Source organism: Balneola sp. (assembly GCA_002694685.1).
GTDB lineage: Bacteria > Bacteroidota > Rhodothermia > Balneolales > Balneolaceae > Gracilimonas.
In genome coordinates this window covers 105,471-129,125 of record NZMW01000016.1, presented here as the reverse complement: position 1 = coordinate 129,125, position 23,655 = coordinate 105,471, and the positions used below count along the sequence as shown (strand labels likewise).

Genomic DNA, 23,655 nt, shown 5'->3' with positions numbered 1-23,655 from the left:
TTTAAAATCTTGAATTAGGAGTCAGCTCTAACTGTAGCACCAACTGTGCGGTTTTGCTTCACTAAATATTTTTCAGCTACGCGCTGCAGGTCTTCTAGCGTAACGTCATCAATCCGGTCTAACCGCAGAAAAACTTCTCTCCAGTCTCCTTGAGTTGCGTAAGTAGAAGCAAAATTACTGGCGAGTCCTGTGTTGTTATTTAGTCCGCGAATAATGCCTGCGCGAATATTAGTCCGTGCTCTTTCGAGTTCTTCCTCAGTAAGCACTCCAGCTTTAACGGAATCAATTTCGGTGTAGACGGCTTGCTCGAGGCTGTCTAGTTCAACGCCCATATTGGGTACGGCAAGTGTTAAAAACATAGAAGCGAATTTACTTCCCGGGAATCCATTAAAAGCACCTACTTGTAAAGCAAGCTGATCTTCTTCTACCAATTTTTTATATAGACGTGAAGTTCGCCCGCTAGAGATAATGTTACCAACAAGGTTCAGGGCTTCATAGTCTTCATGCGATTGAGCTACACCATGATAACCCATAAGCATTATAGGCTGAGTATTACCTTCAATGGTAAATCGACGTTCGCCACGTTGTTCGGGCTCAAGTGTTGTTACCATTGGAGCAGGCTCCCCTTCACGAAGATCTCCGAAATACATTTCTGCAAACTCTTTCATTTGGTCAGGGTCCACGTCTCCGGCAATACCAATGGTGATATTGCTGGGAACGTAATATTTGTCATAGAAATCACGGGCATCTTCGATAGTTGTAGCTGTGATGTCCGAATCCCAGCCTACAACAGGACGACCATATGGATGAGCCGTATATGCTACCGCAAGAAACTCTTCTACCAATCGACCAATTGGGTTTGACTCGGTACGCATTCTGCGCTCTTCCCGAACTACTTCCTTTTCAACATAAAATTCACGGTAAGTCGGATTCTTAAAACGATCTGCTTCAAGGTTAAACCATAATTCCGCTCTGTTTGAAGGCAGGCTGTAAAAGTAGTTCGTTAAGTCTGCACCAGTAGAGGCATTCAGTCCGGTTCCTCCATTTTGTTCAATAATTTGTGAGAATTCATTATTCACCACATACTGCTTGGATTCCTCCTGAAGCTCCTGAAATCTGTTCCATTTTTCCTGAAGTAGATCAGAGTCAGGATTGGACTTATACTTTTCTCTAAGCCATTCCTGGTAAGCTTCATCCATCTGGTCGATGACTTTTTTCTCTTCTTCCCAGTTGGTAGTCCCAATGTAATGAGTTCCTTTAAAAGCCATGTGCTCAAAAATGTGAGCAATTCCGGTATTTCCAACAGGTTCGTCAGCTCCCCCTACATCAACATGAGTGTAGAAACTGGCTACGGGGGCATCGTGTCGCTCTATGATTATGAAGTGTAATCCGTTATCGAGGGTAAATTCGGTTACTTTCTCTTCAAACTCCTCCAGGTACTGAGCTTGTGCACTCGAAAAAGATAGAACGAGGGCCAATATCAGTAAAGAGGTTGCAATAATGTTCTCTTTAATTTTCATTTGATCAGACGATTAGTGAATAGATTTAAGTACAAGGAAAATGATGTTTTTGTTAGCCTTTTGCAAATTCGGGAGTGAATTCTTTGAGGGGTAATCCGTCTTTTGAAGAAAGCATTTCTCCTTCATTTCTGGACAGTTCTACTACATAGGAAACGTGAGCCGGATTATAGTATCGTTTCTGGAAATAGACTTTCTTATTTCCGGTTGTTCGGGAGCAGCGGTCGATCTCTAAAACAGCGCTTTCCGGTTTTACCTCCAGATATTTTGAAACGTAATCCCCTGCATTTGTCGCAGTGATTCTGTAGCTGCCACCCTGAATCATGATTTCATATTTTTCTTCAAGCACATCATAAATAGTTTGTGTGGTAAGGTCTTCATCAAAAAGAAGCTGACCATAGCCCGGAGGGAGCCAGGTGATATCAAAGGCGACGGGTTTTCCATTTCCCAATCTGATCCGGTCAACTTGAATTAACTCCATATCAGGCCGAATATTTAGAATCTCATTTACTTCCTTAATGGGTCCCACTTTTTTTAGAGAGATAAGTTTTGAGCTACTCTTTAGCCCTGCTCTCTTCATATCCTCGGAAAAGTCGGTAAGCTGAACAAGATTATTCTTAAGATTTTGCTCTCTTACAAATGCTCCAACTCCCTGCTTTTTAAAAATCAGCCCTTCGTTTTCCAGGGTCTTTAATGCATGCCGTATTGTTACTCTGCTGACATCAAAATAATCACATAGCCTCTTTTCGGAGGGCAACTGGTCGCCGGGCTCGTAATCTCCATCTATAATCTCATTCTGCAGATGCTGTTTTACTTTTTCATGCTTAGAATTCTGCTTTTCCATATCGGTGTATTGGGTTCCTGTGTGCTCTTAAAATTGGAATAACGATCTAGGATAATATACTTGTTATAACATGTTGTAACAAATGGAAAATGCTGGTTAAACTTGGTCCGTATCAAACAAAGAGAAATCACATTCATCAAAGAGCTCATTTACATATGCATACTAAGCATAAACGGTTTGAAGCGACTTTAGGGTGAGTGTACAATTTTGAAAGAATTAAAGAAGCAGAACAAATGAAACTCAATAAGGTCTCAAAAATAACAGGTTTGCTGTTGTTGCTAAATGTGTTGGCCATTTCAGTAAGTGCACAAAGCACGGATAACATGCAGGAACTTTCCCTGAGCTTGCAGGATGCTCTGGAACGCGCCTCGGAAAACGGTTATCAGGTATTGATCGCTGAAAAGGAGAGAGATGCAGCGAAAGCGGGATTAAGTCAGGCTAATATGGTATTTCTGCCACAGCTTTCCATTGAGGAAAGTGCAGTAAAGACCAATGATCCCATCGGTGTTTTTGGGATCAAGCTGAGACAAGGCATTATTCAGCAATCTGATTTTAACCCGGCAACGCTTAACGACCCGGATGCTACTCACAATTTCACTACTAAATTTGAAGTCCGCCAGCCCATATTAAATCCGGAAGGTCTTTTTCAGCGGTCAGCAGCAAAATATCAGGCTCAGTCTGCTGATAAACAGCTGAAAGCGACTATGCAATATGCTCGCTTAAAAGTGAAGGAAGTGTACTTTCAGCTGGGTATTCTGGATGAGCAGATTGCAGTTCTTAAACAGCATTTAGCTACTAATAAGGCATTTGAAAAACAGGCTTCCGACTATTTTGAGCAAGGGATGATTCCAAAGTCAGAATATTTGAATGCGCGGGTACATGCACTGGATGCAGAAAAGGAATTATTAAAAGCAGAAAACCAACGCAAGTCCGTAAACGATCAGCTGTTGTTACTGATGGGGATGCAAGAGGAGTTGCAGGTTAAAGTTCTGGATAGGCCACAGCCGGAAAGTGAGAGTCAGGTTACAGTAAATGGCGGAAGCATGATGAATGCATCACTTTTGGCGATGAAACATCAGGTTGAAGCTTCTGATGCCATGTTGAAAGCAGCAAAGTCCGGCTTCCTTCCAAATCTGAATGTATTTGGAGCCTATGAATTGCATGATTCAAGTTTATTCGGAAATCAAGCAGACAACTATATGATCGGGGCTAGTCTTCGCTGGGATCTATTTAAAGGTTTTAAGCAAATGGGCTTAGTAAGTCAGCGAAAAGCTGAATCAAAAAAAGCCGAGTTGCAGTTTGAGCAACAACGGTTGAATCAACGAATTCAGGTTAAAGAAGCCCGAAGAACCATAGACGAATCTTTAAAAAACATTGAGCTGAGTGAACTGGCGGTGGAGCAATCAGAAGAAGACGTCCGGTTCCGCTCCGATCGCTACGACCAGGGCATTGAGAAAACATCGGATCTACTTCTATCCGAGACCAAAAATTTAAAGAATAAGCTGAGCAAACTGCAGGCTTTATACCAGTATCAAATGGCCATGGCCTCACTAGAGTACCTGCTGGAATCAGAATCATAAATGAATATCAATTACACTATTTCAAATCAATCAATCATGAGATCATTAAACAACTATTCAAAGGTTTTATTAGCGGCTTTCACGCTGGCTCTGTTCACACTGCCGGCATGTTCTGGCGACGGAGAAGCCGTTCAGCAGCAAAGTGAAGAAGTGGAGACTGAAGTTTCCAAAGCACAAAAACAAGAAGTACTGTCACACAAAAGCTTCAACGGTAGCCTTAAAAGTGAAGTGCGGAGCGAAATCGGCACCAAGGTGATGGGCGAGGTGGAAGCCATTCCCGTAAATATTGGGGATAAAGTTTCTAAAGGAACCCTCATTCTGAAGATCAAGGATGATGATCTGGAAGCCAAAAAGTCGCAGGCCAAAGCCGGGCTGGAAGAAGCTCGTATTCGACTCGAAGCCGTAGAAAATGACTACAATCGCTTCAAAACACTGTACGAGCAAGGCAGTGCCACATCTAAAGAGTGGGATGATATTCGTACTCAGTTTCAGGCGACCAAGGCTCGAGTTCAAGGTGCTGAAAGTCAGCTGGAGGAAATTAATGATCTGCTTACTTACACACAGATAAAAGCACCTTACGACGGTGTGATTGCAGCTAAATATGTACAAGTCGGAGATATTGCATCACCGGGTCGTCCATTATTGGCAGTAGAGCAATCCGGTCGCTTTAAAGTAGCGGCTACCTTGCCCGAATCTGAGATATCATCTATTAAACAGGGAGATACGGTACAAGTGAATATTCCTGCGGTAAAAGCTGGTGGTATGCAAGCTTTAGTAACGGAAGTGAGTGCATCCGGAAGTCCGCAGAGCCGACAATTTCAGGTTGAGTTTAGGCTTATACAAACGGCCGGTATTGAAGGGTTACGATCCGGGATGTTTGCTGAGGTCCTGATAAGGGATAATTCGTCAGCGATCATAGCCATTCCATTAGAAGCGCTGGTAACGCGCGGACAGTTAACAGGGGTTTATACACTCAGTTCACAAGACGAGGCTTTACTGCGATGGATCCGTATAGGAAGTGCCACCGGCAATATGGTGGAGGTCCTATCAGGATTGCAGGAAGGTGAGCGATATGTAGCTGACGGCAGTGCTATCGCCCGTGATGGTATCAAAGTTGTATCTCAAAATTAAGACGAGAAAAGAGAGATTATGAAGACAGGAATTGCAGGAAAAATTGCGCAAGCGTTCATCAGTTCAAAGCTGACACCGCTTTTAATGATCGCCTTTTTGGCCCTTGGAGTGTACGGAACTTACCTCACACCAAGAGAAGAAGAACCCCAGATTGATGTACCTATGGCTGATATTTTTATTGGCTATCCGGGTGCTTCTCCCGATGAAGTGGAGCAGCGCGTTGCCGTTCCCTTAGAAAAAGTATTGTCTAATATCGAAGGCGTTGAGTATGTGTATTCTACGTCTATGGAAGGACAAGCAATGGTCTCCGCCCGTTTTTATGTGGGCGAAGATGTTGAACGTAGCCTGGTGCGCTTGTATAACGAACTGATGAAACATTCAGATCGCATGCCCCGGGGCACAACTCCGCCTTTGATAAAGACACGGTCGATTGATGATGTGCCTATGATGACCCTAACTCTTTGGAGTGAATCTTACTCAGATTATGAACTGAGACGTGTTTCCGAAGAACTAGCGAATGAGGTGAAAAAGATCACGGATGTTGCCGATGTAAAAGTACACGGAGGAAGATCACGACAAATACGTGTTTTGATGGATAAGGCAAAAATGGCGGAATACGGAATCAGTGTTTCTCAGATTGCCGGTACTATTCAGGCTTCTAATCAGGAAATGAGATCCGGTTCTTTCAATCAAAATGATACCGAGTATCTGGTGAACACCGGAAACTTCCTCAAAAATGCATCTGATATAAAAAACCTTATAGTGGATGTACAAGAAGGGGCTCCCATTTATCTCAGCAGTATAGCGGATGTTATTGACGGCCCTTCTGAATCATCAGATTATGTGGTGTATGGCTTGGGTGCCGGAGCTGAACAAATTGAAGGAGGGGCTTCCGGAGTATCATATCCCGCAGTAACTATTTCTATAGGGAAGCGACCCGGTACCGATGCCATGGCTATCGCATCGCAGGTTGAAACAAAATTAGAAGCGCTAAAGGGTTCGTTAGTTCCCTCAGAGGTTACCGTGAGTATAACCCGGAACTATGGGGAAACAGCGGCTAAAAAAGTTGCTTCGCTGCTTGAGCATTTACTTGCGGCAATACTGGCTGTAACGGTGGTGGTTGCTCTTTCGATGGGCTGGCGAGGAGCGCTGGTTGTGTTCTTGTCAGTACCGGTAACTTTTGCACTAACTCTTTTCCAGTACTACATGTTCGACTACACACTGAACCGGATTACATTATTTGCCCTGGTGTTTGTAACCGGAATTGTGGTGGATGACTCCATTATTATTGCAGAGAATATGCATCGCCACTTCAAGATGAAAAAACTGCCATTGAAGCAAGCTGCTATAGCTTCGATCAATGAAGTAGGCAATCCCACGATATTAGCAACTTTCACTGTGATCGCGGCCGTTTTACCAATGGCTTTTGTCTCCGGGTTGATGGGCCCTTATATGAGTCCAATGCCCATAGGCGCTTCACTGGCTATGATCTTTTCACTTATAGTTGCTTTGATCATTACCCCATGGCTGGCCTATAAACTTCTTCCTTACGTAAAAAAAGGAAACGAAAAAGAAGAAAAGGAATACCGGCTCGAAGATACGCTGATCTACAAGCTGTACTTCAAGACGGTAAAACCCTTGCTGGATGATGTGAAAAAACGATGGGTATTCATTGGCAGTGTAACGGTACTGCTGTTGGCCTCAACGTTGCTATTTGTATTCCGAATGGTGGAAGTGAAAATGCTGCCTTTTGATAACAAGAATGAGATTCAGTTGATCATGGATATGCCGGAGGGTACAACGCTCGAGCGTACCAATGCAGTGGCTAAAGAAGTGGCTCTCAGTTTAAAAGATGTGCCAGAACTTCACAACTTCCAGGTATATGCAGGTACAAACGCCCCGATCAATTTCAATGGCTTAGTGCGGCACTACGATCTGCGCCAAGGCTCAAATATTGCGGATGTACAGCTCAACCTGGTCGATAAATCAAAACGAGATCAGCAGAGTCACGACATCGCGAAGCGCATCCGGCCGATCGTTCAAAAAGTGGGCGAAAAATATAACGCGAATATCAAGGTGGTTGAAGTGCCACCGGGACCTCCGGTAATGTCAACGCTGGTGGTAGAAGTGTATGGTCCGGACGAAGCTCAAAGAGAACGCATCGCCGGTGAAGTCATGGAGATCTTTCGCAAGCAGGAAGGTGTGGTGGATGTAGACTGGATGAAAGAGGCCGAACAACCCCAGCTCAGATTTGATATCAACACGCAAAAAGCACTGGCTTCGGGAATAACTCCGCAGCAAATCACCCAAACAATGAGCATGGCCCTGAATGGAAAACCGGTTGGCCGTATTCACAGCGCGGATGATATTAATCAGGTACCGATCGTACTACAGCTTCCTGAAGCATCCCGCTCCGGAGTCGGACAATTAGGACAAATCTATGTGAAAAACCCTCAGGGAACGATGTTTCCGGTTACCGATCTGATTACCGTAAATGAAGAGACTTTAGAGTCCAGTATTCATAGAAAAAATCAGCGAAATGTACTTTATGTAACAGCTGAAGTAGCCGGCGCTATTGAAAGCCCGGTCTATGCCTTACTCGATGCCGGCGAAATGATTGATAAAATCACGGTGCCGGACGGATATAGCCTTACACAGATCTTTTCAGGGCAGCCGTTCATGGAAGAAAACTATACCCTGAAATGGGATGGAGAATGGCAGATCACCTACGAGGTATTCCGGGATCTTGGAATTGCCTTTGCCATCGTGTTGGTCATAATCTACATGCTGATTATTGGTTGGTTCCAGGATTTCAAAGTACCCATTGTAATGATGGTTGCGATTCCTCTGTCATTAGTCGGAATTATCGTTGGACACTGGATTCTCGGGGCCTTCTTTACGGCAACATCTATGATTGGTATGATCGCGCTGGCGGGAATCATGGTGCGAAATTCAGTGCTCTTAATCGACTTCATTCAGATTCGACTGGATGACGGAGTAGATCTCAAAAATGCAGTGATCGAAGCCGGTGCAGTCAGAACAATGCCGATCCTTTTAACAGCCGGTACCGTAGTGATCGGAGCCTTCGTGATCTTGTTTGACCCGATCTTTCAGGGCCTTGCCATCTCACTAATGGGAGGAGCCATTGCTTCTACCGCTTTAACCTTGTTGATGGTGCCACTGATCTATTACATGACCGTCCGTCATGAACACGAAGATCAGGAAGCCGAAACTTCAACTTCAAATACCTAATCTCATGAAACTATTGATCATCCTCTCTATAGAGGAACACACAAAGCAAGTTCGGCAACTCCTTCGGGAAGAAGGAGTGCCGGTCTATTCAGAAACCGATATTTATGGGTTTAATATCGAGGAGCATAAACCGGATATCTCAAACTGGTTTGCCCATGACCATCAGGAACGCTTCTCAAAACTCTTTTTCAGTATTCAATCTGAAGACGCAGTAAAACGGGTTCTGGAAGCCGTTAAAAAGCATAACGAAGAACATGAAAATACACAAAACTACCCTCTGCACGCATATCAGCTAAACGTAGAGGCATCAGCTTAAGGTTATGAAAACAGATACATCAAAAGATATAAACAGTTGTTCAACTATGAGTCCAATGGAAAAACTTATACGCCGTTTAGCCGGCTTCTTTGTAACTTTGAGCGTGGTGCTTGGTTACTTTGTTAGCCCCTACTGGTTTTTGTTTACGCTTTTTGTGGGATTGAATTTATTGCAGTCTTCGTTTACTAACTGGTGCCTGGCTGAGGATATATTAACAAAGATTGGATTTGGCAAGCAACGTAATATTGTAGATAATAACTAAGCATTTAAAGCATCAAACGTCCACTGCTAAAACGAAGAATTGAATTATGATCCTAGCTTGGGTTGGAGCTTTGATGGTAGGATTATCTCTTGGCCTTTTAGGCTCAGGCGGTTCAATACTCACCGTTCCGGTTCTCATTTATTTAGCCGGTGAACAAGAAAAAGTAGCCATTGCTGAATCTTTGGGAATAGTGGGTTCAATAAGCTTAGCTGGATTTATTCCATATGCTCTGAAAAAGCAGGTTCACTGGCGCAGTGTAGTTCTTTTTGGGCTGCCGGGTATGGCCGGAACTTATGGTGGAGCTGTGATAGCCGAATACGTTTCCGCAAACTTTCAGCTTATTTTATTTTCTCTGGTGATGATATTGGCAGCTGTGCTGATGTTTAAAGATCAGAAAGAGAGAGTAGATCCAAATGAAAAAGAACTACACGCTTGGTGGAAGATTGTTTTAGAAGGACTTGCAATAGGTGTTTTAACCGGATTGGTAGGTGTTGGCGGTGGCTTCCTGATTGTTCCGGCACTAGTTATCTTAGGAGGCCTTCCCATGAATATAGCAGTTGGAACCAGCCTTCTGATTATAGCTCTAAAAAGCTTTAGCGGATTTTTTAAATATATGGAGGTGTTAGAAAACCTGGATTTGGGTATTAATTGGGAATTGGTTCTTATATTCAGTTTGATTGGAGCCGTGGGTAGTTTAGTGGGCAAGACAATTGGGGCAAAAATTTCAAACTATAAACTCAAGAAAGGGTTTGCTGTATTCTTAGTATTGATGGGCTCCTATATACTATATATGAATTTTTAAAAATGATAAGTACTTAACTATAAAATTTTGATAGAATATGAAATCAGTAATTTCGATAATCGTATTAGTTGCCGTTGCATTAGCCGCGTTTTACTTAATAACTACAAAAAAGAATTCTAAAAGTATGACCAGTACTGAAAGTTTTAAACAACAGTATAAAGAGACCCCCGGAATAGTGATCGACGTTCGCACCCAAGGCGAATATGATAATGGCCACTTAAAAATAACAGATCAGCATCACGACATACTAAATGGCGATTTTGCACAACAATTGGATAGTTTAGATAAAAATGAAACCTATTATCTTTACTGCCGATCGGGTAACAGAAGTGGCAAAGCTACCCAAATGATGAAAGACAAAGGGTTTGAAAAGGTCTACAATATTGGTGGGTACCAGGATTTGGTTAACTCGGGTTTGGAATCAGAATAATAATTAGTTCAGAATGCAGCACTTTGGTTTATTCAGAAATTTAGAAGTGCTCTTTTAATTTCAATTTAGTAACTCTTAGAAGTTCATGTTTTTTCAGCAAATATTTGAAGACAAACTAGCTCAGTATGCTTATCTCATTGGATGTCAGGCTAATGGCAAAGCCATTGTGATCGATCCCATGCGCGATATTGAGCGCTACAAAGAATTGGCATTAGATAATAATTTAGAATTGGTTGCAGCTGCGGAAACTCATATCCATGCCGACTACCTTTCTGGACTGAGAGAATTAGCTGAGCAGGGGATGAAAGTTTACGCCTCTGACGAAGGAGATAAAGACTGGAAGTACGAATGGCTTAAAGGCAGCGATTATAACTATGAGCTGCTAAAGGATGGTGATGAGTTCTCAATCGGAAATATCAAATTCACAACCGTTCACAGCCCGGGACACACGCCTGAGCACGTTAGCTTTATGGTAACTGATGGAGCTGCAACTGATGAACCAATGGGTATCCTATCCGGTGATTTTGTTTTTGTGGGTGATGTTGGCCGGCCAGACTTGCTTGAATCAGCAGCGGGGCAAGAAGGAGCTATGGAAAGCTCAGCACGTGTTTTATATGATTCACTCAAAAAATTTAAAGAGATGCCGGAGTATTTACAGCTTTGGCCGGGACATGGAGCCGGAAGTGCTTGTGGTAAAGCCTTGGGCGCTGTGCCTGAATCTACAGTAGGATACGAACAGCGGTTTAACGGTTCTATCAAAGCAGCCATAAGTGAGCAAGAGTTTGTAGATTATATTCTGGAAGGGCAGCCTGAGCCGCCACTTTATTTTGCCCGCATGAAGAGAGACAACAAGCTTGGTCCCGCTGTACTTGGTGACCTTCCTCAGCCTGAACACACTACCATTGAAAAAATGATTGGTGAAGTTCGACTAAGTGAAGCTGTAATTGTAGATACTCGAAATCGTACTGACTTCATGAATGGTCACATTCAAGGCTCACTGCTATCTCCAATGAACAAGCAGTTCAATACCATTGTAGGTTCTTATGTAACCGAAAATGAAGGAATCTATCTTATTATCCCTGAAGAGAAAGTAGAAGAAGCTGTTATTGACCTGATCCGGATCGGGTTGGATAATATCAAAGGCTGGGCAACACCAGAGGAATTGAACAAATTCAGAGAAAAAGGCGGGGAGCTCTTCAAAACCGATACCATTGATTTCGGAAAAGTAGAAGAATACCTGGCAAGTGAAGAAATGAACCTGCTAGATGTCCGCAAAAAATCTGAGTTTGATGAAGGGCATCATCCTGAGGCAGTAAATATTGCCCACACCCGATTATTAGACCAACTTGATGATGTGCCATCCGGTAAACCAATAATGGTGCATTGTAAATCGGGAGCACGTGCTGCGGTGGCTTCAGCAATGCTGGAAAGAGCCGATTTTTCAGTTACCTATGTCGACGATGAAGTTGAACCCTGGCTAGAAAAAAATGACTGGGATAAAAAAGGGCTGGAAGCTTAATTCTTTCCCACTCTTTATTAGATGACTAATTCAAACCTTCAAAGATGCAGAGTCTTTGAAGGTTTTTTATTGATAGCTATTTGTTTATATGATAGTTTGCTTCGAAAATTATACATGTGCTTGAGACTATGTCTAATAAAATTCGATTTTTCATTTTTGCTCTTTTTTGTATGACTGTTGCGTCATGCAATCCAAATGATCAAAGCGCGGTAGATATAACGGAGTTTAGGATTTTAAACTTGACAGGTTATGATATAGTCGAAGCAAAAGTTTCTTTCTCTTTCGGAGCAAATAATGATATGGAGTTAAACTTTCGGAATTTAACGAGAGGTGAATACTCAGAATCTCATATAATTCCTACTGACTCCCTAAGTGGTTCATATTGTACCTTTACAAATGTTGAAACAGCAACTTTACCTCAAAAACTCAGTTTAGCTAATTACTGTACATGGATTGACTATGACCGTATATCAAGAATCGAAACAGGCAGATATATATTAATACTTGCACTAGAGCCGACTGAATTTTTGGACCTTTCACTATACACTTACGAATCAGATACGAGTAATGATAGTGTTTCGATAAATATCAGAAATAAGAGCAATCAAAATTTTAAGGATGTGAAGGTTTTGTTTCCATCTGATGCTGCCTTTAGTTATCGAGAAGTAAATTACGGCGCAGTTGCTAGCGGTGCTAGTTCAGAATTTGTGAATGTTGCTGCCGCTTACAGGTATGCCTATGCTGAGATAGTTACCGAAGACGATACATTACGTATATCACCATTTGATTACGAGGGTGAAGAAGAGTTACAACCAGGTAAATACTCTTATGATTTAGATATACTTGTTGGTGAAGGAGACGTATCGAGAATTGTTCAGGAGTAATCTGAGAGCTCATCATACCTAAAACAATCAGTGGTATGATCCATCACCAAACCACACGCTTGCATATGGGCATACATGATGGTACTTCCTGTAAACTTAAATCCGCGTTTCTTTAAATCCTTGGCAAGAGCATCTGATTCTTTAGTTGTTGCAGGGACTTCTTTCATACTTTTCCAATGATTCACGATGGTTTCACCTCCAACAAATTCCCATATATAATTATCGAAGCTTCCAAATTCCTTTTGAATGTCCAGAAATAACTGAGCGTTGGTTACGGCCGAACGAACTTTCAGTTTATTCCGGATTATGCCTTCAAACTGAAGTAGTTCCTGAATTTTGTCCTCGCTAAAGGTTGCTACTTTCTCGGGATCAAAATCAGCAAAAGCTTTGCGGTAGCCATCCCGTCTTTTTAGGATGGTAGACCAGCTTAACCCAGCTTGAGCACCTTCCAAAATCAGGAATTCAAAATGAGTTTGGTCGTCATGAATCGGAACGCCCCATTCGTTATCATGGTATTGTATGTAGTCATCAAATTGGTCTTCTACCCAATCACAGCGTTTTACACTCATTCGATGTATATTTAGTGTTCGGTTAAGTTTTTAGAAATTAAAAAAGATTTTATTTATTTCTACCTTAACTATTTAATCACTCACACACTCATTTCAAACAAAAAATATTCATGCACTGGAAAGAAACAGTAAGCAATCTCGCTGAAAGTAGCGGGATCAGTCAAAGCCTTTCGAAAAGAGTTATTAATCTTACGGAAATCCTGGAGGAACTTGCCGAAGAAAAGCACGGCAAAGAGTTCGTTAAAAAACTGGGTAAGCTTCCCATAGAAAGTGCCAAGGCTCTGGATGAAGGAGATGAAGACGCACTTAAATCTCTCCAGAAAGAAATGGGTGATGCATCACTTGAAGAGATTAAAGAAATTCTCCGGATGTACACGACCTTTTTTCATTTGGTGAATTCTCTGGAACAGTATGAAATAAGCAGGGTCAACAGAAGTCGTGAATTTGAGGAAACTCCGGAATCACCACGAAAAGAAAGTATCGCGGAATCTGTATACCGGATGAAGGAGCAAGGGTATAGCTTTGAAGAAGCGCTGGATACATTTCACCAAATGGATATTCAGCCCACCATTACCGCACACCCAACGGAAGCTCGCCGAAGAAGCGTGTTGTTGAAGCAGCAGGAACTGGCTTCTATGGTTTCCAGACTGGGTGACAGCGACATCACCCCAGATGAAAAAATTGACTTACGCCGAGAAATCCTGAATCAACTGAACCTGCTTTTACTTACTGATGAAGTTCGTGCAGAGCGGTTGTCGGTAGAAGATGAAGTGGAAAACGGCTTGTTCTATTTTACCCATTCCATCTGGGATTCTATTCCTGTCCTATATCGCGACATCCGCCAGGCTTTTGATACCTATTACAACAAGCGGCCGGAAATTCCGATTGTACTGAAATACCGTTCGTGGATTGGTAGTGATCGCGATGGAAATCCAAACGTGACGTCAAGCGTAACCTGGGAGACTGTGATTCAACAGCGGAAAACGGTGTTGAGTATGTATCGAAAAGATTTGAATGAGTTAAGAAGATATCTGAGTGTATCCGACAATCAGTCTTCCGTTTCAGAAGCGCTGGTGAATTCCATTAAAGAGGATGAAAAAGATTTTCCGATCTCGGAACGTATCGACCGAAGATATCGCAGAGAACCTTATCGCCGGAAAGTGGTTCATGTGATGAAAAAGATCGAATATCTGCTGGATGCTCTATCTGGTGATAAAAAAGATATTCTGGAGAAATCTAAGAAGTACACTGCTGAAGAGTTTATTGCTGATCTTGAGTTGATCAAAGAAAGCTTAGCGGAAAACGGCCTTCCGGGGCTTTCAGAGCAAGGAAAGCTGCAGGATATGATTATCCGAGCCAGAACTTTTGGGTTTCACCTCAGTGGACTGGATATCAGGCAGCATAGTGGGTTGCATGAGGAAACGGTATCGGAATTGTTATCTCAGGCAAAAGTAATAGATAATTATGGTGAACTAAGTGAAGATGATAAGATTGAGGTCCTGGTTCAGGAGCTTTCAAATCCTCGTCCGCTGAGTCCGGCGAAAAGCGCTCGTTCTGAAGTAGCAAGTCGAGTTATGACGGTTTTCGAAGAAATCAGCGATATGCTGACTTTGAATCCTGAAATCTTTGGGAGCTATATCATCAGTATGACACACGGCATTAGCGATATGATGGAAGTGATGCTGATTGCTAAAGAAGTCGGGCTCTGGAGCTATTCCGGTGATAAAGTAGAAAGCGCGCTTGATGTAGTGCCACTTTTTGAAACCATTGAAGATTTAGAGAACAGTGCTGACTTGATGGGGCAGATGTACGAGCACGATCTGTTTTCCAAGCATCTAAAATCACGGGATAACTTTCAGGAAATTATGCTGGGCTATTCCGACAGTAATAAAGATGGCGGATACTGGATGGCCAATTGGGCACTGGACAAAGCACAGTATGAACTCGGTACCGTTTGTAGAAAATATGAAGTTGATTTCCGGTTATTCCATGGGCGTGGTGGAACGGTTGGCCGTGGAGGAGGGCAGTCTAATCAAGCGATTATAGCAATGCCTGCGGTTGCCAATAACGGAAGAATTAGATTTACCGAGCAGGGAGAAGTTATTTCATTCCGATACATGTTGCCATCCATTACTCACCGTCACCTTGAGCAGATTGTGAACGCAATGGCGAAAGTGACGATGGCGCAGTACTCGGAGTCAGCTGGATATCTACACGGCAAAGAAGAAGAGCGTGAAGTCATTAATACGCTTGCCGACGTTTCTATGAAAGCATACCGTGATCTTATTGATGATCCGGAATTCTGGGACTGGTATTCAGGAATCACTCCTATCGAGCATATTGGTAAGCTTCCAATTGCTTCACGGCCGGTTTCGCGGGGGTCGTCAGATTCAATGACTTTCGACTCTTTGCGAGCTATTCCATGGGTATTTGCATGGACACAAGTTCGATATAATACACCGGGCTGGTATGGAATTGGGGAAGGTTTGAAGGAAGCCTCAAAGCAGAATGACAAGACATTGGAAATTCTGAAAAAATGGAACAAAGAATGGACGTTTTTCCGAACAGTGTTGAATAACTCTCAGCGTGAAATGGCTAGGACACATCTGCCAACTTCGGATCTCTACAATAACGAACCATCAAAATTCCATACACAGTTAATTGAAAATTTCGAAGAAGCGGAAAATTGGATTACATCGATTACAGGGTATGATCATATTCTGGACCACAACAAAGTGATTCAGAATTCAATCTTATTCCGAAACCCGTTCACATATCCAATGAATATTATTCAGGCGGAATTGCTAAAGCGATGGAAAAAAGCAGACGAGAAGGAGCAAAAAGAGGATTTAACCGAAGTTTTATTCCTCAATATTAATGGAATTGCGGCTGCTATGCAGAGCACCGGGTAAGCGTTTTTGAATTATTAATTAACGTTACCTCGCCTGTTATTTAACCCGAAACGTGTTATTTTAGGAGTATGATGAACGACATAATTTCAAGCACCAATATTACTGTAAAACCAGTTAATGAGAGCCGAATAAACGAGGTTGATTTCGATAACCTGATTTTTGGCCGAAAGTTCTCTGACCACATGTTCGAAATGGATTATGTGGATGGAGAATGGAAAAAACCTGTTGTCAAACCCTATGGGGCCTTCGAGGTTACGCCAGCCATGAATGTGTTTCATTATGGTCAGGCTGTATTTGAAGGGATGAAAGCATTTTATGTGGATGAAAATACGGTCCACATTTTTCGCCCTGAAACCCATTTTGAGCGGTTCAATAATTCTTGTCGCCGAATGTGTATTCCAGAAACGGATTACGAAACATTTATTGAGGCACTTGAAACCCTGATTAAGATGGATAGCCAATGGATTCCAAAAAAATCAGGTACAGCGTTATATATCCGTCCATTTATTTTTGCTTCGGACGATCTATTAGCTGCCCGGTCATCTGATAAATTCACGTATCAGATTATTACTTCTCCGGTTGGTGCCTATTATGCAGAAGGTTTTAACCCTGTTTCCCTGACAACTACGGAAAACTACGTCCGAGCTGTTAAAGGCGGCACAGGTGAAGCGAAAGCGGCTGGTAATTATGCAGGAAGCTTTCTGCCGGCCCAAAAAGCCAAAGAAAAAGGATACACTCAGGTGCTTTGGTTAGACGCCAAAGAGCACAAATATATTGAAGAAGTGGGTACCATGAATATTCACTTTCTTATTGGCGATACCCTGATTACGCCAGCTTTGACGGGTTCGATTCTCCCGGGTGTAACTCGCCGTTCAGTTGTAGCTCTTGCCAAAGAGTGGGGATTGAATGTTGAAGAACGCCGCATAACGATTGATGAAGTGTTTAAGGCTTATGAAGATGGATCACTCAAAGAAATCTTCGGTTCAGGAACTGCTGCTGTAGTTTCTCCGGTGGGTTTGATTGACCATAAAGGTAAAACCATAGAGCTTGACCGTGAAAAGCCCGGCGAATTTGCTCAGAAATGCTTCGACAAAATTACCGACATACAGTATGGTCGGGCAGAGGATAAGTTTGGCTGGATCCATCCGGTAACCATTTAAGCATGAATGTTGACTGGCTGAAAATTATAGCGGTCGGTTCCGGTGGTTTCATTGGAGCTTCAGGCCGCTATTTACTTTCCCTTTTTGCACAGTCTAAATTTCCCGATAGTGAATTTCCTTATGGCACCGTTATTGTAAATATGCTGGGGTGTCTGTTAATAGGATTTTTAGCAGGATTATTTGAGTTGAAATCCTGGGCACATCCCGAATTCCGGCTTTTCATTTTTGTAGGAGTTCTGGGCGGTTTTACCACCTTTTCAACCTTCTCTCATGAAACTTTTCTGCTTTGGGAAAACGGAAAATTGTTGATGAGCTTTCTGAACATGGGACTTCAGATTACACTGGGGTTGGTTTTCGTTTGGATAGGGTATCAGCTACTTCGGTTGCTTAACTAATTGAATAGTCATCTCGCGGCGAATTCCCGAGATCTGGGTTTGTTTTTAAGTCTTGATCTATTTTTAATAATTAGATTCCTGCCTTCGCAGGAATGACAGAGTGAACAGAGCTGACAGCTTCAATCAATACCCTCTCTCTCGCTCTACCTCAAACATAAGATCCATACCCGAAAGTGCCCGCTTGTAGTTTTCTACAATAACATCAGCTGCTTCTTTTGCGGGAGTTATAGCAGCAATATGAGGAGTAATCATAATATTCTGACGATTCCAGAAGGGATGATTCTCAGGAAGTGGTTCTGTGTTGAAGACATCCAAGTATGCTCCATCAAGCTGCCCGGTATCTAACGCATAAATCAGATCTTCTTCCACCAGATGACTCCCACGCCCAACGTTGATTAGGAAACCAGGTTTTTGCAGTTTTTTAAAAAGCTCAAGATCAAGAATGCCATCGGTTTCATTAGTCAGTGGTAGTAAATTGACTAATATCTTTGAATGCTCCAGAAAAGAACTCAGTCCATCTTGTCCCGAGAAGGAATTAATACCATCCAGATCTTTTTGCGAACGAGACCAGCTATTGACAAGATAACCTTGACGCACTAGCTCTTGGGCAACAGCTTGCCCCATCTCGCCCATCCCCATAATCCCAACAGAGGAGCTGCTTTTTGGTATAGCGCTGTGTTGGGCCCATTTACCTGTCTGTTTTTGGCTGATATATTTTGGAATATGCAGCCGATAATTAGTAATGGCATTGAGTATATATTCAGCCATCTGATCTTTGAGAGAAGTAGTTACTAAACGGCAAATTCTCGTCGATTCGGGAAGATCTTCATCATCAAGTAAATGATTCAACCCAGCACCTAATGAGGAAACGGCTTTTAAGTTTGGGTAGCTGTCCAAAACGTGCTTTGGATGCTGCCAGCAAACGGCAAATTGTACTCGTTCCTTATTTTGGACACGAGGCCAAATTTCCACATCCAGGTTTGGATCTTTTTCTAATAATGCTTCTTTGAGAGAAGTGAAGTCCCGGTTTTTTGCTATAAGTAACAGCGACATGTTATAAAATATTTTTGTTGGGCTAAAAGATAGTGATTAGCTAATTACTACAAAGTGGGAATCTTAATGACCAATGACCAATGACCAATGACCAATGACCAATGACCAATGACCAATTAGGAATTGTTGTGTTTAGAAACATATTCTTTATACAATTCAACCAGCTCACTCATCATCATGGCAGTGGCACCCCAAAGTGGAACCCGATGGATATTCCAGAAGGGAACGTTGTATGGAGTGCCTCTTAAATCCCACTCATCTTCGATAAGCTTTTGTTCGGTGACTAAATCAGAAATGGGAACTGATATAATTTCGTCCACCTCGTTCGGATTAGGAGTGAATTCTTGCTCTTTTCGAATGAAGGCAATCACCGGGGTTACCATGTTATCAGAATGACCAACATAAAGAGGAGTGAGTTTCCCTACAATCTCAGCACTTTCTCTATCTAAGCCAATTTCTTCCTGGGCTTCACGTAAGGCTGTTTCTTCAATTGTTTCGTCACCTTCTTTTCCACCACCCGGGAAACTTAATTGTCCGCCATGATTTATTGACTGGGTTCTGAGGGTGAGAATAATCTCCAATTCACCATTCCACTCAATAAAAGGAACGAGTACGCTGCTGTTTCGAAAATCATCATGAGCGGGTTCGTAGTGAGTTCGGTTAGGCTTCCCATTTAAAGGATAGGGAGCCATGATTTTTTGGGCTACCCTTCCGGGAAGATCTTTCGATAACCGATGGTTAAGAAAATTATAAAATGAAGTCATGTGTTTTATTTTGAGGAAACAACATAAAAGAGTAGGATTGCATTTCAAAGCGTTTTCAAAGCTGAACACATGTCCGTACTTTTAAGGTTCTGAAAATTTACTATTAATCTGTTTTGAGTCACAAATATCATTCATGAGTAAAAAGCACAACGTATATGGCATTGGTAATGCCCTTGTAGATTTAGAATTTAAAGTCAGTCCGGAATTTCTTAAAGAACATGAAGTTAAAAAAGGACTGATGACACTGGTCGATGAAGACACCCAGCATCGCCTTATCGGTGCAATTGAGCATCATAAAACAGAGAAAAAGTCAGGCGGTTCGGCAGCCAATACAGTGATCGCAGTAAGTCAGTTTGGTGGAAAAGCCTTCTATTCTTGTAAAGTAGCAGCCGACGAGTTCGGTGATTTCTATTTAAAGGATATGGAAGATGCCGGTATCCCAACAAATTTTGACAGGCAAGAACGTGAGGCAGGCGTGACTGGAAAATGTCTGGTAATGATTACTGATGATGCCGATCGCACGATGAATACTTATTTGGGGATTTCATCCGGTTTGTCAACTAGCGAAGTGGATGAGCGGGCAATTAAAGATTCCGAATATGTCTATCTGGAAGGATATCTGGTGGCTTCAGAACCTGGGCTTGAGGCGATGAAAGAAGCCAAGAATATCGCAGAAGAAAATGATGTGAAAACGGCTCTGACACTTTCAGATCCATCTATTGTAGGTGCATTTAAGTCTCAGTTTAAAGATGTAATTGGTGCATCTGTAGATCTGCTTTTCTGTAATGAAGAAGAAGCCAAAGCTTTTACAGGGAAAGATGATTTGATAGAAGCACGCGAGATGTTGAAGCAGGAAGCTAAGCGCTTTGTCATTACCCAAGGCAAAAATGGTGCAATGATTTATGATGGAGACACCTTCATTGACATCGAGCCTTACGACGTGAAAGCAGTAGATACCAATGGAGCAGGCGATATGTTTGCCGGAGCTTTTCTTTATGGAATTACGAATGGTTTAGGATTTGCAAACTCAGGCAAATTAGCCAGCCTAGCTGGATCAAAGATCGTAGCACAATATGGTCCAAGACTAAAGTGGCACGAAGCACAAGAAATCCTTCACCAACTAAAATAAAACTATGACAGGAATTGAATTATTGGGATGGGCCGGTTTTGGAATTTTAGTGGCGGCCTGGATCCCTCAAACATGGGACACTATTAAACAAGGAAGTACCTCAATGAACATCGCGTTCATCATTATGTATTTTAGCTCAAGTTTGATGCTTACCATTTACTCTGTGATTACAGGTGATCCTATTTTTACCGCACTGAATGCACTTTTAACCATTGGAAGCGGCATTAATATGTACTATAAACTCTTCCCGCGAAAAGAATTATGAGACTCACAAAACTCGTATTAGCTTCTCAGAATCCTCATAAAATAGAGGAATTAGAACAAATACTAGGTCCACTGGGGATTGAAGTCCTTTCAACGAAGGACTTTCCCGAGCTGGAAGAAGTAGTTGAAGATCGCCCAACTTTGCAGGGGAATGCTCTTAAAAAAGCAGAGTATGTTGCAAGTTTTACAGGACTGCCTGCTCTTTCTGATGATACTGGTTTAGAAGTTGATGCCCTTGATGGTGCTCCGGGTGTTTATTCTGCCAGGTACGCCGGTAAAAATGCCAGCTATCAGGATAATGTAGATAGGCTGTTAAAAGAATTGGCCGGTAAAGAAAATCGTAAGGCCCGATTCAGAACGGTTGTAGCACTTGTGAATGGGTTGGAAGAATTTACTTTTGAAGGAGTCTGTCACGGAAAAATCACAACTGCTGAAAAGGGAGATAAGGGATTTGGATATGACCCTGTTTTTCAGCCGGATGGTTTTGAGAAAACTTTTGCTGAACTCCATTCAGCTATCAAAAATGACATTTCTCATCGCGGCAAAGCCGTTCAAAAATTTGTGGAGTTCCTGAAAAAATGAAAAGAAATGGAAGCCGGGTTTCGATAATCAGTATTCTTTTTCTGGCAGCCATGTCTCTGTTTTCATGTTCAAACTATCAGAATCCAAATAACTTCACAGATGTATTTATCGGAACGGGCGGGCATGGGCACACTTACCCCGGTGCTACCGTGCCTTTTGGGATGATTCAGCCCGGACCTGTTAACGGAACAGAAGGCTGGGATTGGACTTCTGGATATCACTACTCGGATAGCCTGATTGCCGGATTTACCCAAACTCATTTAAGTGGAACCGGAATCGGGGACTTAAATGATATCCTCATCCAACCGGTAAATGGTTATGAAGATTTTGAGATAGATTCAAAATATCCGGATAAGCCTTTTTATACTTCAAAATTCTCACACCAGTATGAGAAAGCTGTTCCGGGTTACTACAGCGTTTTGCTTCAGGATTTTGACATCAATGCAGAGATGACCGCTACAGATCGGGTCGCAATGTACCGGTTTACCTACCCTGATTATGAGAACCGTTCTTTAATTATAGATCTCGGCTTTCGAATAAACTGGGATACTGTTGATTCCTCCAGAGTTGATAGTGTTGATGAAAACACGATTACCGGCTACAGGATGTCCTCGGGCTGGGCGAAAGATCAGCGGGTATATTTTGCGATGGAGTTCTCAGAACCTTTTAAGATTGGTCATTCAGAATCTCTGTTGGATACGGAGCAAGATGACTCAGTAGTTACAAGATGGGAAAGAGTTCAAATTGATTTCAAAAACCGAAGCGAGAAAATACTGGCCAAAGTAGCCATCTCTTCAGTAAGCGAAGCAGGTGCATTGAAAAATCTTTCCACCCTTAAAGAATGGGACTTCGATGAAACCCGGATTTTTGCTGAAATGGCCTGGCAAAAAGAGCTGGAGCAAATCAAGGTGACAGGAGGTAGAGACCGTAAAACAAAATTCTATACAGCTCTGTATCACACCAAAGTTGCACCGGTTTTATATTCTGATGTTGATGGAAAGTTCAGGGGCGGAGACGGCAAGGTCTATCAGGATTCTACATACCAACGCCATACGGTTTTTTCTTTATGGGATACTTTTCGGGCACAACATCCACTACTTACCATAACCAACCCGGATCGGGTAAATGATCTGATAAATACTATGCTCGATTTCTATCAGGAGACAGGATATTTACCGGTTTGGGAGCTCCACGGAAATGAAACGAATACGATGACGGGCTATCATGCCGTACCCGTAATCCTTGATGCTTACCAAAAAGGATATCGTGGCTTTGATGCTGAACTCGCTTTCGAGGCTATGAAAGCCAGCGCAATGCAAGACCATCGCGATACCGATTTATACAGGAAGTACCAATATGTACCCTCAGATTTAGGTCATGAATCGGTGACCAAAACTCTGGAATATGCTTACGATGACTGGTGTATTGCACAAATGGCATTCCTTTTAGAAAAAGAAGCAGAGTACGAACATTTTATAGTGAGATCGGGATTTTGGCAAAATTTGTATGATGAGGAAACAAAATTCATGCGGGGTAAAACAGCCGATGGAAATTGGATAACCCCTTTCGACCCCCTGCAATCTATTCACAACCAAAGCCCGAATTATACTGAGGGAAATGCGTGGCAACATAGCTGGTTTGTTCCTCATGATGTGGAAAGACTTATCAACAAAATAGGTGGGGATAAAGCGTTCATTTCCCGTTTAGATTCTATGTTCAATATGCCTTCTGTGTTAACCGGAGAAGATATCTCACCAGATATTTCTGGTATGATTGGACAGTATGCGCATGGAAATGAACCGAGTCACCACATAGCGTATTTATATAATTTTGCAGGAGCTCCATGGAAAACCCAGAAGCTGGTTAGTCAAATTATGGACAGCCTATATACTATCGAACCAGATGGACTGACGGGCAACGAAGACGCAGGGCAAATGTCTGCATGGTATGTACTCAGCTCAATGGGTTTTTATCCTGTTAATCCGGCAAACAGTGTTTACGTATTGGGAAGTCCGCGTTTTGAAGAAGTTGAGATCACTTTGCCGGGGGAGAAAAGCTTTAACATTCGGGCTGAGAAATTGAATGATCAAAATGTGTACATTCAGTCAGTAAAATTAAATGGTGAGTCTCTTCAGAGAAGTTATATAACTCATGCTGAGGTCGTGAGTGGAGGCGAGTTGATTTTTGAGATGGGAAGTAGTCCAAATAAAGAATGGGCGAAAAAGAAAGATCAGCGACCACCTAATATGGTATATAATAACTGAGAGTGAAAACGGATACCCATCCATAA

21 protein-coding genes are annotated in these 23,655 nt (G+C 42.3%); 16 read left to right on the top strand and 5 right to left on the bottom strand.

What is annotated here, in order from left to right:
* Positions 1-14 precede the first annotated feature (14 nt).
* Positions 15-1,520: a peptidase M16 gene (locus CL667_15900; protein MAL19182.1), complete on the bottom strand. Its 1,506-nt coding sequence runs from the start codon at positions 1,518-1,520 to the stop codon at positions 15-17.
* 52 nt (positions 1,521-1,572) lie between these two features.
* Positions 1,573-2,361, bottom strand: a complete 789-nt coding sequence (locus CL667_15895) for a hypothetical protein (GenBank protein ID MAL19181.1) — start codon at positions 2,359-2,361, stop codon at positions 1,573-1,575.
* Positions 2,362-2,594: 233 nt separating this feature from the next.
* On the opposite strand from CL667_15895, the gene CL667_15890 reads away from it, so the two are divergent.
* From CL667_15890 to CL667_15850, 9 genes are all read left to right on the top strand, one after another.
* Positions 2,595-3,941 carry a hypothetical protein gene (locus tag CL667_15890; GenBank protein MAL19180.1) on the top strand — a complete coding sequence of 449 codons (1,347 nt, stop codon included), beginning with the start codon at positions 2,595-2,597 and terminating at the stop codon, positions 3,939-3,941.
* The gene (locus CL667_15885) at positions 3,942-5,072 is read left to right on the top strand and encodes a hypothetical protein (protein ID MAL19179.1); all 1,131 of its coding nucleotides are present in this window, start codon (positions 3,942-3,944) and stop codon (positions 5,070-5,072) included.
* Between the two features lie 18 nt (positions 5,073-5,090).
* Positions 5,091-8,324 carry a multidrug transporter AcrB gene (locus tag CL667_15880; GenBank protein ID MAL19178.1) on the top strand — a complete coding sequence of 1,078 codons (3,234 nt, stop codon included), beginning with the start codon at positions 5,091-5,093 and terminating at the stop codon, positions 8,322-8,324.
* 4 nt (positions 8,325-8,328) lie between these two features.
* Complete coding sequence (locus CL667_15875; GenBank protein ID MAL19177.1) at positions 8,329-8,640, top strand: hypothetical protein; 312 nt, start codon at positions 8,329-8,331, stop codon at positions 8,638-8,640.
* Between the two features lie 55 nt (positions 8,641-8,695).
* Positions 8,696-8,902, top strand: coding sequence for a sulfurtransferase (locus CL667_15870; GenBank protein MAL19176.1), 207 nt, complete (start codon positions 8,696-8,698; stop codon positions 8,900-8,902).
* Between the two features lie 46 nt (positions 8,903-8,948).
* Positions 8,949-9,704 carry a permease gene (locus tag CL667_15865; GenBank protein ID MAL19175.1) on the top strand — a complete coding sequence of 252 codons (756 nt, stop codon included), beginning with the start codon at positions 8,949-8,951 and terminating at the stop codon, positions 9,702-9,704.
* 37 nt (positions 9,705-9,741) lie between these two features.
* Positions 9,742-10,134 (top strand): rhodanese, encoded by a 393-nt coding sequence (locus CL667_15860; GenBank protein MAL19174.1) that lies wholly within the window; start codon positions 9,742-9,744, stop codon positions 10,132-10,134.
* A gap of 85 nt (positions 10,135-10,219) precedes the next feature.
* On the top strand, positions 10,220-11,653 hold the full coding sequence (locus CL667_15855) for an MBL fold metallo-hydrolase (protein ID MAL19173.1): 1,434 nt from the start codon (positions 10,220-10,222) through the stop codon (positions 11,651-11,653).
* A gap of 128 nt (positions 11,654-11,781) precedes the next feature.
* A complete protein-coding gene (locus CL667_15850; GenBank protein MAL19172.1) occupies positions 11,782-12,537 on the top strand; it encodes a hypothetical protein in 756 nt (251 codons plus the stop codon).
* Here the strand turns inward: CL667_15850 and CL667_15845 are convergent.
* Positions 12,528-13,106 (bottom strand): DNA-3-methyladenine glycosylase I, encoded by a 579-nt coding sequence (locus CL667_15845; protein ID MAL19171.1) that lies wholly within the window; start codon positions 13,104-13,106, stop codon positions 12,528-12,530. The two genes, CL667_15850 and CL667_15845, sit on opposite strands and share 10 nt — an antisense overlap.
* A 110-nt stretch (positions 13,107-13,216) precedes the next feature.
* On the opposite strand from CL667_15845, the gene CL667_15840 reads away from it, so the two are divergent.
* The 3 genes from CL667_15840 (at position 13,217) to crcB (ending at position 17,573) form a co-directional block, all read left to right on the top strand.
* Positions 13,217-16,018 carry a phosphoenolpyruvate carboxylase gene (locus CL667_15840; protein ID MAL19170.1) on the top strand — a complete coding sequence of 934 codons (2,802 nt, stop codon included), beginning with the start codon at positions 13,217-13,219 and terminating at the stop codon, positions 16,016-16,018.
* 68 nt (positions 16,019-16,086) lie between these two features.
* On the top strand, positions 16,087-17,178 hold the full coding sequence (locus CL667_15835) for a branched chain amino acid aminotransferase (GenBank protein ID MAL19169.1): 1,092 nt from the start codon (positions 16,087-16,089) through the stop codon (positions 17,176-17,178).
* A gap of 2 nt (positions 17,179-17,180) precedes the next feature.
* Positions 17,181-17,573, top strand: coding sequence for a fluoride efflux transporter CrcB (gene crcB, locus CL667_15830; GenBank protein MAL19168.1), 393 nt, complete (start codon positions 17,181-17,183; stop codon positions 17,571-17,573).
* Between the two features lie 123 nt (positions 17,574-17,696).
* On the opposite strand, the gene CL667_15825 is transcribed toward crcB, so the two are convergent.
* On the bottom strand, positions 17,697-18,626 hold the full coding sequence (locus CL667_15825) for a glyoxylate/hydroxypyruvate reductase A (GenBank protein ID MAL19167.1): 930 nt from the start codon (positions 18,624-18,626) through the stop codon (positions 17,697-17,699).
* Between the two features lie 116 nt (positions 18,627-18,742).
* Complete coding sequence (locus tag CL667_15820) at positions 18,743-19,318, bottom strand: coenzyme A pyrophosphatase (protein MAL19166.1); 576 nt, start codon at positions 19,316-19,318, stop codon at positions 18,743-18,745.
* A 205-nt stretch (positions 19,319-19,523) separates the two neighbouring features.
* On the opposite strand from CL667_15820, the gene CL667_15815 reads away from it, so the two are divergent.
* From CL667_15815 to CL667_15800, 4 genes are read left to right on the top strand one after another with little or no spacing between them, the layout of a single operon-like run.
* On the top strand, positions 19,524-20,519 hold the full coding sequence (locus CL667_15815; protein MAL19165.1) for an adenosine kinase: 996 nt from the start codon (positions 19,524-19,526) through the stop codon (positions 20,517-20,519).
* A 4-nt stretch (positions 20,520-20,523) separates the two neighbouring features.
* Entirely contained in the window at positions 20,524-20,784 is a 261-nt protein-coding gene (locus CL667_15810; GenBank protein MAL19164.1) for a hypothetical protein, read from the top strand.
* Positions 20,781-21,365, top strand: coding sequence for a non-canonical purine NTP pyrophosphatase, RdgB/HAM1 family (gene rdgB / locus CL667_15805; GenBank protein MAL19163.1), 585 nt, complete (start codon positions 20,781-20,783; stop codon positions 21,363-21,365). Before CL667_15810 ends, rdgB begins: the two co-directional genes overlap by 4 nt.
* Positions 21,362-23,629, top strand: coding sequence for an alpha-mannosidase (locus tag CL667_15800; protein MAL19162.1), 2,268 nt, complete (start codon positions 21,362-21,364; stop codon positions 23,627-23,629). Before rdgB ends, CL667_15800 begins: the two co-directional genes overlap by 4 nt.
* Positions 23,630-23,655: the final 26 nt, after the last annotated feature.

Coding starts and splice junctions, on each gene's coding strand:
- CL667_15900 (MAL19182.1), bottom strand. CDS start 1,520: ATGAAAATTAAAGAGAACATTATTGCAACCTCTTTACTGATATTGGCC.
- CL667_15895 (MAL19181.1), bottom strand. CDS start 2,361: ATGGAAAAGCAGAATTCTAAGCATGAAAAAGTAAAACAGCATCTGCAG.
- CL667_15890 (MAL19180.1), top strand. CDS start 2,595: ATGAAACTCAATAAGGTCTCAAAAATAACAGGTTTGCTGTTGTTGCTA.
- CL667_15885 (MAL19179.1), top strand. CDS start 3,942: ATGAATATCAATTACACTATTTCAAATCAATCAATCATGAGATCATTA.
- CL667_15880 (MAL19178.1), top strand. CDS start 5,091: ATGAAGACAGGAATTGCAGGAAAAATTGCGCAAGCGTTCATCAGTTCA.
- CL667_15875 (MAL19177.1), top strand. CDS start 8,329: ATGAAACTATTGATCATCCTCTCTATAGAGGAACACACAAAGCAAGTT.
- CL667_15870 (MAL19176.1), top strand. CDS start 8,696: ATGGAAAAACTTATACGCCGTTTAGCCGGCTTCTTTGTAACTTTGAGC.
- CL667_15865 (MAL19175.1), top strand. CDS start 8,949: ATGATCCTAGCTTGGGTTGGAGCTTTGATGGTAGGATTATCTCTTGGC.
- CL667_15860 (MAL19174.1), top strand. CDS start 9,742: ATGAAATCAGTAATTTCGATAATCGTATTAGTTGCCGTTGCATTAGCC.
- CL667_15855 (MAL19173.1), top strand. CDS start 10,220: ATGTTTTTTCAGCAAATATTTGAAGACAAACTAGCTCAGTATGCTTAT.
- CL667_15850 (MAL19172.1), top strand. CDS start 11,782: ATGTCTAATAAAATTCGATTTTTCATTTTTGCTCTTTTTTGTATGACT.
- CL667_15845 (MAL19171.1), bottom strand. CDS start 13,106: ATGAGTGTAAAACGCTGTGATTGGGTAGAAGACCAATTTGATGACTAC.
- CL667_15840 (MAL19170.1), top strand. CDS start 13,217: ATGCACTGGAAAGAAACAGTAAGCAATCTCGCTGAAAGTAGCGGGATC.
- CL667_15835 (MAL19169.1), top strand. CDS start 16,087: ATGATGAACGACATAATTTCAAGCACCAATATTACTGTAAAACCAGTT.
- crcB (MAL19168.1), top strand. CDS start 17,181: ATGAATGTTGACTGGCTGAAAATTATAGCGGTCGGTTCCGGTGGTTTC.
- CL667_15825 (MAL19167.1), bottom strand. CDS start 18,626: ATGTCGCTGTTACTTATAGCAAAAAACCGGGACTTCACTTCTCTCAAA.
- CL667_15820 (MAL19166.1), bottom strand. CDS start 19,318: ATGGCTCCCTATCCTTTAAATGGGAAGCCTAACCGAACTCACTACGAA.
- CL667_15815 (MAL19165.1), top strand. CDS start 19,524: ATGAGTAAAAAGCACAACGTATATGGCATTGGTAATGCCCTTGTAGAT.
- CL667_15810 (MAL19164.1), top strand. CDS start 20,524: ATGACAGGAATTGAATTATTGGGATGGGCCGGTTTTGGAATTTTAGTG.
- rdgB (MAL19163.1), top strand. CDS start 20,781: ATGAGACTCACAAAACTCGTATTAGCTTCTCAGAATCCTCATAAAATA.
- CL667_15800 (MAL19162.1), top strand. CDS start 21,362: ATGAAAAGAAATGGAAGCCGGGTTTCGATAATCAGTATTCTTTTTCTG.